Here is a 14,428-nt window from a genome sequence, read left to right as displayed (position 1 = left end):
GCCGGTCTGTGCAGCTCAAGCTGGCTAAATGATCTCGAAATACCGCCGGCGTTCAAAGTCTGTGACCCGATGTTGAACGGCCTCCCATTCCCAACGGCGGGAGCAAGAAAACGCTTCAACAAACCTTTCACCGAAGACATCATTGGCTGCCGGAGACTGTGCAAACCGATATGTTGCCTCTGCCAAGCTTTGAGGCAGCCTCCCAGATGGAAGGCAGGCCTCCGCGCTTGCATCACCGACGATCGAAGCCGGGAGCGCCGCATTTGTCTCGATACCCAATATGCCGGAACCGATGGCACATGCGAGGGCAAGATATGGGTTCAGGTCTGCACCGGGCAGCCTGTATTCGAGACGATGTGCAGACGGGTCTCCCGGAATGACGCGTACCGCGCAGGAGCGGTTGTCGATTCCCCAGCTCGGATAGATTGGTGCCCAACAACCAGGTACCAATCTCTTGTAGCTATTGAAATTCGGCACAGCGAGCACACAGAATTCATTCATGTATTTCAATTGCCCGCCGATGAATTGCTCCATAAGCTTAGAGACGTTGCGGAACGCCTCACTATCGTAAAATACATTTTGACCATCTGAGGACATCGAGAGGTGAATATGGCCGGACTGGCCCGGCCATTTCTCGGAAACCTTGGCCATGAAGGTAGCCATCATGCCTCGCTTCTGCGCCCAGGCTTTTATCATCGACTTGAATATGATTGCTCGATCGGCCGCTTCCAGGGCATCACAATGACGAAGTGACGCTTCAATCACGCCTGGTCCCGTTTCAAAGTGCAGCCCGCTGAGAGGGATTCTGGACTTCTCACAAAGCGCCAGGATCTCACCGAACAACTCCCTGTGCGCGACAGACCGCGCAATCGAGTAGCCGAATGGGCCCCGCGTCAAAGGAGCCCATTGGCCGAACGGCTTGTCTTCAATTATGTCGGCGTTCTCCTTGAACAGCATAAACTCAAACTCGAACCCGGCGCTGCAGCTGTATCCGCGGTCGGCAACCCTTTGCAGGACTTTACGCAGAATACCGCGCGGGCAGACACTCTCATGTGCGCCCGCAAACTCAGCCAGATAGAGATATTGATCGCCGGCATAAGACACCGAACGGCCGGTGCCGGACAGAACGCGCAGATCGGCGTCCCCAAATACTGACTGCGGCTCTTGCGTGAAGCCCGCCGGAATGACGCGGTCCGAACAATCCCACGCGAGCACCGCTTCGGAGAACTTGATGACCTTATTCCCGGCGGAAAGATCTTCACCCAGAACGTGTTTGCCACGAAGGATGCCATCGAAGTCGCTCACGCCGATCATCGCCGCAGCGGCTGAATTCGTGCAACTGTCGCAGATGCCGGTCATTGGTTCGCTTCCTGCGGCACCAAATCGAACACCTGGTCCATCCGCATCGCACGCAGTTGGCGATAATCTTCCTCAAGCTGTATCAGGTCGTTGTTCACGAGATACACAATGCCTGGCGTCGACGCCAAGTCGATCGTCGGAACCAGGTTTTGCCCTATCGGAACGAACGCAATGGCGTCCGCGAAGCTCGGCAGCTTGCCGATCGCATCGAGTCCGGGATAGCCGGCAACAACACCGCCCATGTCGGAAATCAGCGAGACGCACAGTGCATGAGCCTGTCGCTTGTAAACCCCGCGTCGCCTCATATACCCAGCAAAGCCTTTGGGATCTGCGTAACGCCACGCGGTGAGCGTCAAATGGTTATGGCCCAACGCCATCGTCCTAGCTTTTGCCGACATGGTTCCTTGCAGCCTCGCTCCGAAGTCGACCAGAACCGGTCCCCGATCATCGACGATGATCTCGGCATGAGCAGGTCCGTCGGTGATCCGAAGCGCCCGCAGCGCACGTTCAAGGTAGTCGGACAGTTCAAGAACGATTGGCTCCTTACCTCCCAATAACCGCTCGAGTGAGCAGACCGAAGACGCGCCCTCAATAGGAACAGTGTCATAGGTCCAGGCCTCCGTGACGAAGGTCTCGCCGTCGATCGAGACGGCATTTACGGTATATTGCTGGCCGTTGATTTTCTCCTGTCCAAGCGCCAATTGATTGAGCGTTCCGACACGGTTCGTCTTACCGACGATCGCAGTTACAGCGCGCTGAATATCGGCATCCGTCGAGCAAAAGAACACGTCCTCCGTGCCTGTGCTGTTCAGCGGCTTGATCACAAGCTCATCGAAGCTCTCTTGACGCTTCCATCTTGCGATCACTTCAGCATTGTCGGACACCACTTGTCTGATCGATCGCACGCCTGCTGAGGCCAACGCTTCAGACAGGCGCGATTTGTCCCGTCGGGCGGCCGAAAGGGCGGTGCCATTTGAAGGCAAGCCCAGCCGCTCCGAGATCGAATCGGCCAGCTCAACTCCTGTCTCGCACCCCGCTATGACGAACTCCAGCTCCCTGCCCTGGAGAGCCCGAAGATGATATTCAACAATCTCGTCGTACCCTATGCGCTCGGGTGGGCGAATGACTTCATCATACAGATTCGCATTGAAATGCGATTGAAAGATCGACGGAATCTGTGCAGCCGACATCACATGCACTGTTGAAATTCCATACCGCTTGAACTCTTCCGGCAAGAAGCGGCCGGTCGAATATGCGTCGACGATTACACAATTTCGCTCGTTCATGCGGACCTCCGGTACTGCAAACAGACGTTGCCGACGGCAACAGCCGTGATGAGAACATTTCCAACGAACGTATGCGGCGAAGGCACGATACGAGAATCGAAGTATTGGAACAGAAACGTGATGACAGGAGCGGTGGATAGGACCATGTTGACCGTGAAGGGTTCGACGCGGCGAATACCCTCCTGGAACAAGAGCAATGGAACGATGATCGTGGATAGCCCAATCGTCGCGATTGCAAGCCAATGCTGCGAGATCTCGAGCACGATGGAGGAATGGTCGACCAGTCCAAGCAGCAAAAGGATCGTTCCGTAAAAACGATGCGCCAACACCTGTCGACCCGAAAATCCGCGGTCGAATAGCAGCTTGACGAGTATATTTGTAAGAGCGAGCGATAGGCCGGCCACGATTGCCAAGACGATGCCGAAGGACGATCGAGCTCCCCACTCCACCCCGGCGTTGCCGGTTTCCGAGATCCATATCATGTAACTTCCAACTGCCGCGATCGTCACGCTCACGACGATATCGGATGCTGGAGGGACGCCCTGGCGCCTGATCAGCGCGTTTAACCACACCGTCGCAGCGGGTCCTAGCGCCACCATGAACGCGACGACGATCGCCGGTTCGGTGTATTTCAGGCCGATAAACAACCCGATCCAACTGATCGCGGTCACGACATTGAGCGACACAAACACCAGGAGCGCCGACTTCGCAACCCGTGCCGTTCCTCTCTCGTGACCTGCCAGCAGATTAAATGTCAGACAGACCGCGGCAAAGGACACGAGGAGAGCGACGAACGCATCCGCCCGCTGAAAATACGATGCCGCATAAACTTCGCCTGCCGCGCTCAGGACGACATAGAGCGCCACAAAGAGAACTCCCAGAGCGAAGCGTCTTGTCAATCGCCCACCCGTGCTCTGCGGGCGGGGCGGCGCGGCCCGCCCCCCGGACCACGCTTGTCCATCAGTTCCGGAAGACTCACCTTTCGACCTGGGCGGACCGCGCTTGGTTTGAAACGTCACAATCCGCCTCTAATGTTTCTTCGTTTGGCAGTACGCAACACACGCCTCTCCAAAAGCCGTGAACAGTCGCTGGCTCAGGAGATCAGTTGAGGCGTGCCATTCGGGGTGCCATTGCACACCGATTTGCAACGTCGGCGCGCCGACGACCGAAGCCGCTTCGACCAGTCCGTCAGGCGCCCATGCCTCGCGCCTCAGTGCGGTGGCAAGCAGCTCTATGCCTTGATTATGCAGGGAGTTCACTTGCGCTTCGATGGCGCGCACGATCGGAAAGAGCGCACCCTCAGGGGATATCCTCACGCTGTGCGCGGCATCGTACTGACGGTCTCTTGGGCGATCTGGTTTCTCGGCATGCATCAGGCCACTTCCCAGTCTCCACTCGGCAAGCGATGGATGGAGAGTGCCGCCGAAATAGACGTTGAGCTCTTGAAGCCCGCGGCAGATGCCCAAGATCGGCATTCCGAGCGCGATGGCGCTCCCAATGGCTACCGCAGAGAGCCTGTCCCGCGGCCGGTCACGGATTCCCCCATCAACGTCCTGTTGGTCAGCCGGCGGAAGTGATGCAGGCGCCTTCAAGACGGCAGGGTCAATATTCGATTCGTCCCCTGTCAAAACCAGACCGTCGAGCGCGCCCATGATCGCGAGGCCGACCTCTAGCCTCGCATCTTCCGCGTCGATCGTCGGCAATATGACGCATGCCACGCCCGCATGATGAAGCAGGGCCTTGAGGTATTTTTGCCGCAGCCAGTCGCGATGCACACCATCGACCAAAAGACGGTTCGAGGTGACGCCGACCACGGCACGGGCGTTGTCTGAGCGTTGCAATGTCACGCCACGTGCCCCTTCGCATGGGCATCAAGCGATTGCTCATACAAGCGTCGATTTCGCTCCTTCAACTGAGTTATGACACTGGGTTGACCTTGCGGCCCCTTGACGAAGAGCCCTCCCCAGCTCGCGGCAACCTTTGCGTAACCCGGATCCTGCATCCGGATCTTCTGGGCCTTGTGCAACAGCCAGAATGGGATACCCGGCGAGAGGTGATGCTCGAGGTGATACTCGTCCAGGTTTTGTCCAAGAATAGCCCGCTCCAGGAAATTTCCTTTCCGATTCCTGGTTAGATAGACGTTCTTCGTTTCGGTCTCGCACATCGGCGAGTGCTCGGCGAGCTCGACAAACCAGCCAAGAACCTGAAACGCTGTGAGATAGGGGACGATCCAAAACAGGATCACGATGTGGAGCAGCCCAAGAGCGTATGATCCGGCCAGGATGCCGATCCAGAAGAGGTAAAAGCCATACTTGTCGACAAGTATGCTTGACCGGCTCTGGTCCTCGGAATCTGTGATCGAAAACCGGTTGGTCCAGAGATACTTCAGGTAGGCCAGTGTCGCGCCACCAAATATCGGCTTCCAGATGATATTGAAGGCGTACCGCTCAGGAGGCTGGACGTCGTAAACACCATTGGCCATGAAGAACTTCAGGTCGGGATCCTTCTCCGGGTCGCCGAGATACGGATGATGCAGATAGACGTGCGAGATCCGGTAGGCCCAGTGGCGCTGGAACAGGGGATAGGCCGCGAACAGAATGCCGAGGACGTAGTTCCAGGTCGTGTTCTTCGCGAGCGTACGGTGAGCCGCATCATGAGCGATCGTGGTCAGGCCGCGCTGGTAGGCGCCGATCAGAAGAACGGCGAGCGGGTACAGCCACCAGGAGACGCAGACCGTCGCGAGCGTGCAAGCGGCAATTACAGCGTAATCCTTGGCGATGTAGATCGCTCCCATCACATTGTCCGGCCTCAGCTCGGACAATTGCTTATTGATCTCCCGGCTGAACTGAACAGCCTCATAACGAGACGACCTCAGTTTCCAAGCATCTGCCTGATTCATGAGAACCTCCTCCTGATCGCCTTACAAGTTGTCAGATTGCGGAAAGCGCCCTGTCCAGATCGCGCACGATGTCGTCGACATCTTCGATGCCCACGCAAAGTCGGATCGAGCCGCCAAATATGCCGGCGGCTTCGCGCTTCTCCCGCGGAACAGTGGTGTGGGTGGTTGAAACAGGATGCGTCACGAGCGTACGGGCATCCCCGACATTCGAAACGTGATACATCAGGTCGACATTCTGGATGAATTTCCGCCCGGCCTGCTCGTCTTCAACCTCGAACATGACCATCGCGCCGTGTCCGTATGCGGGATTGAGTGTCTGGTCGACAGTTTCCTGATCGGCCCCCTCGAACAACCCCGGATAGAAGACGCGGCGCACTTTTGGATGCTCCTTAAGAACGTCGGCCACGATCCTGGCATTTGCGCAGTGCTGTTTCATGCGAAGGGGCAGCGTTTCAAGGCCTTGGATCAGCTGAAAGCTCGCAAAGGGGGCAATGGCCGCGCCAGTGTCGCGCAACCAGGTCATGCGAGCCTTCAGGAGAACCTCGCTTTTTCCGAGATCATCGACATCTTGCAGCGCGTTGCGCCAAATGATGCCGCCATGCGCCTCGTCAGGACTGTTGAACAAGGGAAAGCGAGAGGCGCCCCGGTAGCTGAACTTGCCGTTGTCAACGATCAGACCGCCCAGCGTCGTGCCATGGCCGCATATGTATTTCGTAGCGGAGTAAGTCGTAATCGCAGCACCGAGATCTGACGGCCGACATACCAGCGGGGTCGTCGTATTATCCACCACCAACGGAACGCCATGCTTTCGGCCGATCTCAGCCAGCTGTTTGACCGGAAGCGGAATCAGGCATGGATTTGAAATCACCTCTCCGAACAGGCAGATCGTGCGATCATCGATGGCACGCTCGAAGGTCTCGGGCCTTCGCGGGTCTGCCGTCCTGACGCTGATACCAAGACGCTTCAGCGTGTTGTGGAGCAGGTTCCAGGTATTGCCATAGAGATACGGTGAGGCGACGATATTGTCCCCCACCTCGCCGCTTGACAGGTTGACGATGGCAAGGAAGGTTGCCGCTTGACCTGATGCGACGGCGAGCGAGTCACTCCCCATGTCGACCGCGGCATACCTTCTTTCCAGCGCGCGGGTTGTCGGGTTGATGATCCTCGTATAGGTGAATCCATCAGCCTTGACGTTATAGACGTCCGCAATGTGATTCAGATCGCCATCAAGTTCGTAAGCCGTGTTCTGATAGATCGGCACTGCGACAGCTTTCGTCACCGGATCGCGTCGGTAGCCGGCGTGCAGAACGGCAGTTTCGGCAGAGAACGGGAGCTGCGGGGCCTTTGCGAAGGACGATGACATCTCGACGCCACGCTCGCAGGCTTGGCGGGTTGACGGCGTCCCCATGGATGAAGCCGGACCGGACCGAAAATATGTACGAAAGGCGCACCCCAACTGCTCGATCCAACTGGGCTGGATCTCGCCAATGCAACCGACCCGAAAACTCCGCGTGGCAAGGTGCAGCTTTGAGTAGACGTAAAGGTTGTGGGCTGCCAGGTGCCGATATAACCCATCGAATCCTGCCTGATCCGCGATTCCGGACGGCGTGCTGAACGCGACGCAGACCGGAGACTGCAAGTCGGCGGACAGTAGCGGAGACACTACCCCTTCAAGTTCTTGGATGAGATCGTCTCTGACCTTCTCATACCTGCGGCGCCTGGCATCGATGCCCTCCCCCTCCAGAATCTCTAAGGCCTTCGTTGTTGCCTGAACGATGTGGGTGGGTGGGGTCGACCGCCACTCTCCGGTACGCTCGAGCGAGAGCCATTGGTCTCTCACGTCGAGCACAAATGACCTTGGTTCTTGGACCGCTTTTTCCAGCAGTTCGCGAGACGCGATGACAAAAGCTACTCCTGGCGGCCCTTCGATACACTTATTGCTCGATGTCACCAGGACGTCTGGTCCGCTACGGCTTAGGTCGATGTCAATCGCGCCAAAAGAGCTCATGCCGTCGACGATCGTCTTGACACCACGCCGCCTCGCCTCCTCTATGATCGCGTCAAGCGGATTGACGATTCCGGTCGTCGTCTCGCAATGCACAAGACATAGGTGAGTAACGCCGGGATTTCGGCTCAGCTGCTCGGCAACTTCCTGGGGATCCAGGGGCTCGGTAGCTCGCTTGACAAGCTTCAGCGCTTCGACGCCCCACAACCGCAGAATCTTGAAAATGCGTTCGCCATAGATGCCGTTTATGCAAACGAGCGGCTTGTCGGCCCTAGACACGAATGAAGAGAGCGCGGCTTCCATTGCAAAGGACCCGCCCCCCTGAATGGGGACCACCGAATAGTCCTTGGCACCTCCCAGCAGATTGAGCATCAGCCGCCTCATGCGGGCGGTCACTTCCTTGAACTCACCATCGCGCGATGCGAGGTCGAGCAGCATCTGGCTCCTGACCGCCAGCGACAGCGACAATGGACCAGGCGTCAGCAGAGAGCGTTGTCTAGTCACACCAATTCCCCTTAAACCGTATTCGTCGATGGATCTGAAGCGCGAAGATGCGACCTCACCCCCTTGGGCGCAGGCTTTCTCGGTTCATCTGCTGCTGGGAGAAACACCATAGGCGCGGGCAAGCTTCGCCAGCGGCCCACCACATCATACATGCAAGGATTTGAGCGCCGTCGCATTGCTAGCTAGGCGTCGATCGGTTTACACCAAACCCGTGCATTCAGGCGAACGTTGGGGCTCGGACGAACGTGCACGTCGGGTCCATCGCGCGCGGATATCGATCCGCGCGTGACGGACATGATGCGTTCCGTTGCTGATGAGCCTGATCCTGCGTGAGCCTGAGACTTGAGACATTCGCATACTGTCACTCGTTGGAGAATTCGGGACGTTGACGACCTTTGCCGTCTATTTTCAGATCGTACAACTTGACGTTAGGTGCGTTTCAACCCTCTCCCGAACTCTTCTCGTGTGAATTTTTTCTGACGTGCACCTCCAAAGGAAGCGATAAGCCAACTCGAGCGGCTGAACGATGTGATTTGTGGCAAGCGAGCTCGGAGTTTTCATAGTTCGACGTCAGGATCGTCCCGCAGTCGATCATCACGGCGGTGTGCGGGTCGTGGTTGACGGCTGATCCAGAGTGCCGCCGCCGGGGGTGCGCCGTCGTGGAGCTCGAATGCTCAACTCGATCGCGGAGCAGCTCAACGGCTTGCGGACCGATGAGCCTGCCCGCAGTCATGAGGCGTTTGAGCTCGACGGATAGTCCTTCGAGCCGTTCTGCTCGGTTGGCTCCTCTGCTAGATCTGCCAAATGTCGAGCGCACTCTCGATCCGGCGTCCGGCTCGAGGCCGGTGTCGCTCAAGCTCAAAACAGAGCGTCGAAAATGCCGGAAATCGAGCCAGCGATAGCCTCGCCCTTAGCGTCTAACCCCCTCGCTCGGGCCGTTAGCGGCCTTGGGTCGAGTTTTTCCCCACGAGAACTGACGCCAGCAAGCTGCGGGCTCATTGAGGAGGTGAGCGGTCCGGCATAAATTGGATGTGGGGGGCGACCGGCGTCGCGAGCCTCTCTCGCGGCTTTCGCATTGTCCCCTGCCGGCCCGCCTCGTGCAGACATGTTCACAGCCAGCCCCGCAGACGGCCCTTTGAAGCTCTCGCGCGCACGTGAGGGACACGGCCCAAACTGAAGACAGCGCGCCGGAGGGTAGGCCTAGCGCCCGAGCGTCGGGACAGGCTGCTCCTGCTTCCCAAGTCAATGTACTGGCAAACAATTGCGCCGGATGCGGCTAGACCCGGAGGAACGAGTTACCCTTCTTCATCGTGCGCGAGAGATCGAAGCTGGATGGCCGCGACGGCGGCAGCTCGGCTACGAGAGCCTTGGCGTGGCGCAAGTCGGACGCGCGGGAAGCGGCGTCAAGGGAAAACTCAAGCCACTGGAACTCGGACTTCCTCTCTGGCCTTTGTCCTGGCATCATAGATTTTGACCTGGAGCATGGGACGGCGCTTCTTGAGCTCCTGGGCTCCTGCGAAGGCCCCATCCCTGGTCGCGAATTCGGTTTTCAATTGACCGTCGATTTCGAGCACATAACCAGAAACCGGCAATCGACGTGTGGACGCGACCATTTTGTTCCTTTGGAGCATGAGTCCGATTGATGCCTGTGCTTAACCCGAGTCGCTGTGGCCGGGCCAGCAGGCTAGTGAGGGCATCTCCTGCTATCGATGGTGCGATGCGAGGGTGGTTTGACGAACACTAACCGCCAAGAATTGCGCGAGTCATCAAAACATCGATCACGGCCTGGGCCATTTGCTCAGGTGTCTGCTCCATGGTCCTGAGATGAATTTCGGGTCTTATCGGCGCTTCATAGGACGCATCGATGCCGGTGAAGTTCTTGATCTTACCGGACTTCGCCTTTGAATAAAGACCTTTGGGATCGCGACGCGCGCATTCTTCGATCGGCGTATCGACAAAGACTTCGACAAACTCCTCCTTGCTGACCAGACTGCGCACCATGTCTCGTTCGGCCCTGTGGGGCGAGATGAACGAACAAATTACGATCAGGCCACTGTCCGTCATCAGCTTGGCAGCCTCCCCGGCGCGCCGAATGTTTTCCATGCGGTCGACCTCGGAGAAGCCGAGGTCCGCATTTAATCCGTGCCGCAGGTTGTCCCCATCCAGCAGCATGGCATGCCGGGACATTGCGAACAGCTTTTGATCGACGATGTTGGCAATCGTCGATTTTCCTGCGCCGGACAGGCCGGTGAACCAAATGATGCAGGGCTTCTGGTTCTTGAGGTCGGCCCGCTCCTTCCGTCCCACTGCAACGGGTTGCCAAGCGACGTTGGTCGCCCGCCGCAGTGGACATGCGATCATCCCGGCCGCGACCGTACGGTTTGTATACCGGTCGATGACGATAAATGATCCGGTCTTGCGATTGGCCTCGTAAGGATCGAACGCCGCAGGCCGGTTGGTTGATATATTGCAAAAGCCGATCTCGTTAAGGCCAAGCGTCCCGGCTGACAGGTGCTCCCGTGTATTGACGTCGATCCGATGATTGATCGCGGTAATGCTACCGGCTATGGTCTGCGATCCAATGCGCAGAATGTAATTGCGCCCGACAACGAGCTGGTCCTCATCCATCCAGATCAGATGAGCGGCGAATTGGTCGGCGAGCTCCGGCCGCTCGGTCGGACGTGCCAGGAGATCGCCACGGCCGATATCGATTTCGTCTTCAATGGTGATCGTGATTGCATCGCCGGCCTCGGCGCAGGACAGATCGCCGTCCTGCGTCACAATCCGCGTGACGCGCGTGGTCCGTCCAGACGCTGCGACGACGATGTCGTCGCCCACCGAGATGCTTCCCGAAGCCACGGACCCGGCGTAGCCGCGGAAATCCAGGTCCGGCCGGTTCACCCACTGTACCGGAAAGCGGAAGGCCTGCCCGGAGCTGTCGCACCGGATATCAATACTCTCCAACTGGCCGAGCAGGCAGGGACCATCGTACCAGTGAGTGTTGCCGGAGCGGTCGACGACATTGTCGCCGTGCCTGGCAGAGATCGGAATCGGAACGATCGATTCGAAGCCAAGATCGCTGGCAAAGGCCACATAGTCGGCGACGATCCGATCAAAGCTCTCTTTGCTGTAGTGGACGAGGTCGATCTTGTTCACTGCCAGGACGAGATGGCGGATACCAAGGAGCGAACAGATGAACGAGTGGCGCTTGGTTTGAACCAGCACGCCCTTGCGGGCATCGATGAGGATGATAGCGAGCTGGGCGTTCGAGGCGCCCGTTGCCATGTTGCGAGTATACTGCTCGTGGCCGGGCGTATCTGCCACCATAAACGAGCGCCGTTCCGTCGCAAAGAATCGATAGGCCACATCGATCGTGATGCCTTGCTCTCGCTCGGCTTCAAGCCCGTCGACGAGCAGCGCGAAATCGATCTCACGGCCGGTCGTGCCGTGCTTGGCGCTGTCCCGTTCCAGCGCCGTCATCTGATCATGGTAGATCATCTTGCTGTCGTGCAGCAGCCGGCCGATCAGTGTCGACTTCCCGTCATCCACCGAACCGCACGTGATGAATCGCAGCTGATCCTTTGGCTTGGCCTGGACAGACTCCGTTATCGCCTTGACAAGCATCAAAAGTAGCCTTCCCGCTTCTTTTTCTCCATCGAAGCGGCTTCATCGGCATCAATCAAGCGCCCCTGGCGCTCCGACACCGTCGCAGTCTGCATCTCTGCGACGATGTCTTCGATCGTCGTCGCGTCGGATTCAATAGCCCCGCTCAACGGATAGCAGCCCAGCGTGCGGAAACGGATCATCCGCATTTGCGGCGTCTCGCCAGACAGAAGCGGCAATCGCTTGTCGTCGATCATGATCGTCGCGCCATTTCGACGCACGATCGGTCTTTGCTTTGCGAAGTAGAGCGGGACGACCGGGATCTTCTCGCACATAATGTATTCCCACACGTCGAGCTCAGTCCAGTTTGACATCGCAAAAACGCGCATGGTTTCGCCCTGGCGAATCCGCGTGTTGAACAGGTTCCAGAGCTCCGGCCGCTGATTGCGGGGGTCCCAAACGTGCCCGGACGAACGGAAGGAGAGTATCCGTTCTTTTGCGCGGCTCTTCTCCTCATCACGCCGGGCGCCGCCAAACGCGGCATCGAATTCGTGGAGGTCGAGGGCCTGCTTCAGGGCGTCGGTCTTCATCACCTGGGTATGAAGCGCGGAGCCGGAGTCGATCGGATTGATCCCGCGCGCGATGCCCTCCTCGTTTACATGGACGATCAGGTCGAGGCCGAGGCGCTTGGCTGTCGCGTCCCGGAAGCTGATCATCTCACGAAACTTCCAGGTCGTGTCGACGTGAAGCAGGGGAAAAGGCAGCTTTGCGGGATAGAAGGCCTTGATCGCAATGTGCAGCATCACGCTCGAGTCTTTTCCGATCGAGTAGAGCATGACCGGCTTTTTGAACTCGGCGACCACGTCACGCATGATTTCGATCGATTCAGCTTCGAGACGGCGCAGATGTTTCGGCAGCATGTGTCTTCTACGATGCGGGATCTCTAGTTCGTTCAGTACCGCGTTTGCCTTGCGATAGGCCCGATAGGCGTTGCAGCGATCGGCGCCTGCCATAGCGCATCGGCGTCCACCGGGTCAAACAGCGGATAGCGCTCCATCCTTCGTTCGGCGTCTGCCAGCAACCAATCGAAGCGCGGCTGGACACGCGAGCAGGCGGACTTACTTCCGCTTGCCAGCTAGACAACGAGCTCGATAAGGCAGGCAGCACATTTTGACCATAGTCCTGGGAGGATCATCGCTCGTGATTGTTGCTCCCCTCCTTGAGCCGCACAATCTCGCCCCGCAGCGCCTCGATAACGGCGTCGCGATGCCGAACGGCCTCTTGCTGTGCACCTCGATCCGATTCCGAAGCCAAGAGTGCCATGCGCAACTGCGCCTCCATCGAACTCGTCAGCTCCTGATTTTGGTCGAAGTCGGTTCCGGATAGATGCTGCCCATCGTGCCCTGTGGACGCATTTGGTGTGGTGCATGAGTTCTCGATTGGCCGCCGAATACCAGGGGTCAGCTTACCGGGGTTGGCTGAAATGTTCGACCATGCCCGTTCCTTGCTGAGGCGCAGATCCCACCACATTCGAAATATCTGACGATATAGCTCGGTGACCTCGCGCCCTTTATCAAGCACTCCGGCTTGTTGTGCGTGCCGCAATTCCGCTTCATATCCGAGCCGTATCATCAGCTCGACGCCGATCAGATCGGTTATCGTTTGCATCTCTTCGACGTTCAATTGGACTTGCCACGCGTCGACAGACTTCTCATCGACGGTCCTTCTTTCAAGGATTTTCCGATCTCCAAAGCTGCTGGAGTGAAGATAATCGGCCCGAGCCGTCGACGTAGCTGCGGTGTCTTTTGGATCACAGCCAAGGCCTGCGATGAGACGCTGAATTTCCTCCTCCGGACACGCCGCCAGGCGTTCGTACTGCACCACCATCGTCTGCCGGCGATCGCGGTGCGCAGCGAGTTTGGGCAGGCCGAGAACCAGATCAGCAAGCGAAGAGGCAACAACGTCAGGCAGGCGGAGCATGAGATCAGCAAGCGAGGACAAGCTGACCGAACGGGAGCTTTTCGCCTGAAGGGGGACTCCCCAAGTCGACTTCAGGGATGCGGCAATGGCGTAGGGATTGCGCATCAGAAGAATATGCGGCGCCTCAGGATAAAGAAGATCCAAATAGTCGAGCACCATCCAGTAGCGTGGTGTCTTGTCCACGATGATGCGCTTGCCCGCCGAGGACAGATACGCACCGTACGCCGCATCCGCAAAGGCACGGCTGACGGCAGCGCGATCGATCCTGCCCAAGAACTCGGAAGTTGCCGTTTCGATCAGAGATGTTCCGGCCGGGTGACGATGGTCCACCCTGCCAAACGCCTCAAGAGCCAGCATGAGCCAAGGCTCTGGTGGAGCTGTAATTTCCGGATGCTGTTGGAGCAAATGCGCCAACAGCGTCGTTCCGGACCGTGGAAGGCCGAGCAGAAAGCAGACCATGGCCCCGCGGTTTGCATCCTGGCTCAAAATACCGCTCCTGATGTGCTCGAGGAAAGCGACCTTCGGACCACACACTTGTTCGCTCGAGGACGACGGCGGCCGCGCAATTTCCCATCGGCCGATTGCTCGCGACACTTTGCCATACGAGGAGGGAGGCGCCTGCAATTCATGGTCTGAATCCGTCGAATTGATGAATCGCGCAAGCGTTTTTGGCAATTGCAATCGGCAGCCTGCCGCCTACTCGCAAGGCTAGTTGTGACCAAAAGCCAGCTCAACTATACGAAGGAAAGCCGCCGATATGGAATCGGATGAGAAGACTATACTGCGGTTTAT

At 58.0% G+C, this 14,428-nt stretch carries 9 protein-coding genes; all 9 read right to left on the bottom strand.

Annotated elements, in window-relative coordinates; translation table 11 throughout:
• Positions 1-24: 24 nt before the first annotated feature.
• The 9 genes from CO675_RS00290 to noeE all read right to left on the bottom strand — a co-directional run bounded on the left by CO675_RS00290 (position 25) and on the right by noeE (position 14,122).
• The gene (locus CO675_RS00290; protein WP_097670089.1) at positions 25-1,359 is read right to left on the bottom strand and encodes a glutamine synthetase family protein; all 1,335 of its coding nucleotides are present in this window, start codon (positions 1,357-1,359) and stop codon (positions 25-27) included.
• Positions 1,356-2,645: an ATP-grasp domain-containing protein gene (locus tag CO675_RS00285; protein ID WP_097670088.1), complete on the bottom strand. Its 1,290-nt coding sequence runs from the start codon at positions 2,643-2,645 to the stop codon at positions 1,356-1,358. The genes CO675_RS00290 and CO675_RS00285 overlap by 4 nt, the downstream gene beginning before the upstream one ends.
• Complete coding sequence (locus CO675_RS00280) at positions 2,642-3,511, bottom strand: EamA family transporter (protein ID WP_245452571.1); 870 nt, start codon at positions 3,509-3,511, stop codon at positions 2,642-2,644. The genes CO675_RS00285 and CO675_RS00280 overlap by 4 nt, the downstream gene beginning before the upstream one ends.
• A gap of 162 nt (positions 3,512-3,673) precedes the next feature.
• Positions 3,674-4,492 (bottom strand): gamma-glutamyl-gamma-aminobutyrate hydrolase family protein, encoded by an 819-nt coding sequence (locus CO675_RS00275; RefSeq protein WP_097670087.1) that lies wholly within the window; start codon positions 4,490-4,492, stop codon positions 3,674-3,676.
• Positions 4,489-5,544 carry a dhydrorhizobitoxine desaturase gene (rtxC, locus tag CO675_RS00270; RefSeq protein ID WP_097670086.1) on the bottom strand — a complete coding sequence of 352 codons (1,056 nt, stop codon included), beginning with the start codon at positions 5,542-5,544 and terminating at the stop codon, positions 4,489-4,491. The genes CO675_RS00275 and rtxC overlap by 4 nt, the downstream gene beginning before the upstream one ends.
• 31 nt (positions 5,545-5,575) lie before the next feature.
• Entirely contained in the window at positions 5,576-7,987 is a 2,412-nt protein-coding gene (locus CO675_RS00265; RefSeq protein ID WP_245452570.1) for a 2-aminoethylphosphonate--pyruvate transaminase, read from the bottom strand.
• A gap of 1,806 nt (positions 7,988-9,793) precedes the next feature.
• The gene (gene cysN, locus CO675_RS00255; protein ID WP_097670085.1) at positions 9,794-11,677 is read right to left on the bottom strand and encodes a sulfate adenylyltransferase subunit CysN; all 1,884 of its coding nucleotides are present in this window, start codon (positions 11,675-11,677) and stop codon (positions 9,794-9,796) included.
• Positions 11,677-12,576, bottom strand: coding sequence for a sulfate adenylyltransferase subunit CysD (cysD, locus tag CO675_RS00250; RefSeq protein WP_097670084.1), 900 nt, complete (start codon positions 12,574-12,576; stop codon positions 11,677-11,679). Before cysD ends, cysN begins: the two co-directional genes overlap by 1 nt.
• A 271-nt stretch (positions 12,577-12,847) precedes the next feature.
• The gene (noeE, locus tag CO675_RS00245; protein WP_198964445.1) at positions 12,848-14,122 is read right to left on the bottom strand and encodes a nodulation protein NoeE; all 1,275 of its coding nucleotides are present in this window, start codon (positions 14,120-14,122) and stop codon (positions 12,848-12,850) included.
• Between the last annotated feature and the right edge of the window lie 306 nt (positions 14,123-14,428).

Origin of the sequence: Bradyrhizobium sp. C9 (assembly GCF_002532045.1) — a bacterium.
Lineage (GTDB): Bacteria > Pseudomonadota > Alphaproteobacteria > Rhizobiales > Xanthobacteraceae > Bradyrhizobium.
Note: the sequence above shows the minus strand (reverse complement) of the source record. Positions and strands in the feature narration are given on the sequence as shown.

Coding starts and splice junctions, on each gene's coding strand:
- cysN (WP_097670085.1), bottom strand. CDS start 11,677: ATGCTTGTCAAGGCGATAACGGAGTCTGTCCAGGCCAAGCCAAAGGAT.
- rtxC (WP_097670086.1), bottom strand. CDS start 5,544: ATGAATCAGGCAGATGCTTGGAAACTGAGGTCGTCTCGTTATGAGGCT.
- CO675_RS00290 (WP_097670089.1), bottom strand. CDS start 1,359: ATGACCGGCATCTGCGACAGTTGCACGAATTCAGCCGCTGCGGCGATG.
- cysD (WP_097670084.1), bottom strand. CDS start 12,576: ATGCTGCCGAAACATCTGCGCCGTCTCGAAGCTGAATCGATCGAAATC.
- CO675_RS00285 (WP_097670088.1), bottom strand. CDS start 2,645: ATGAACGAGCGAAATTGTGTAATCGTCGACGCATATTCGACCGGCCGC.
- CO675_RS00265 (WP_245452570.1), bottom strand. CDS start 7,987: ATGCTGCTCGACCTCGCATCGCGCGATGGTGAGTTCAAGGAAGTGACC.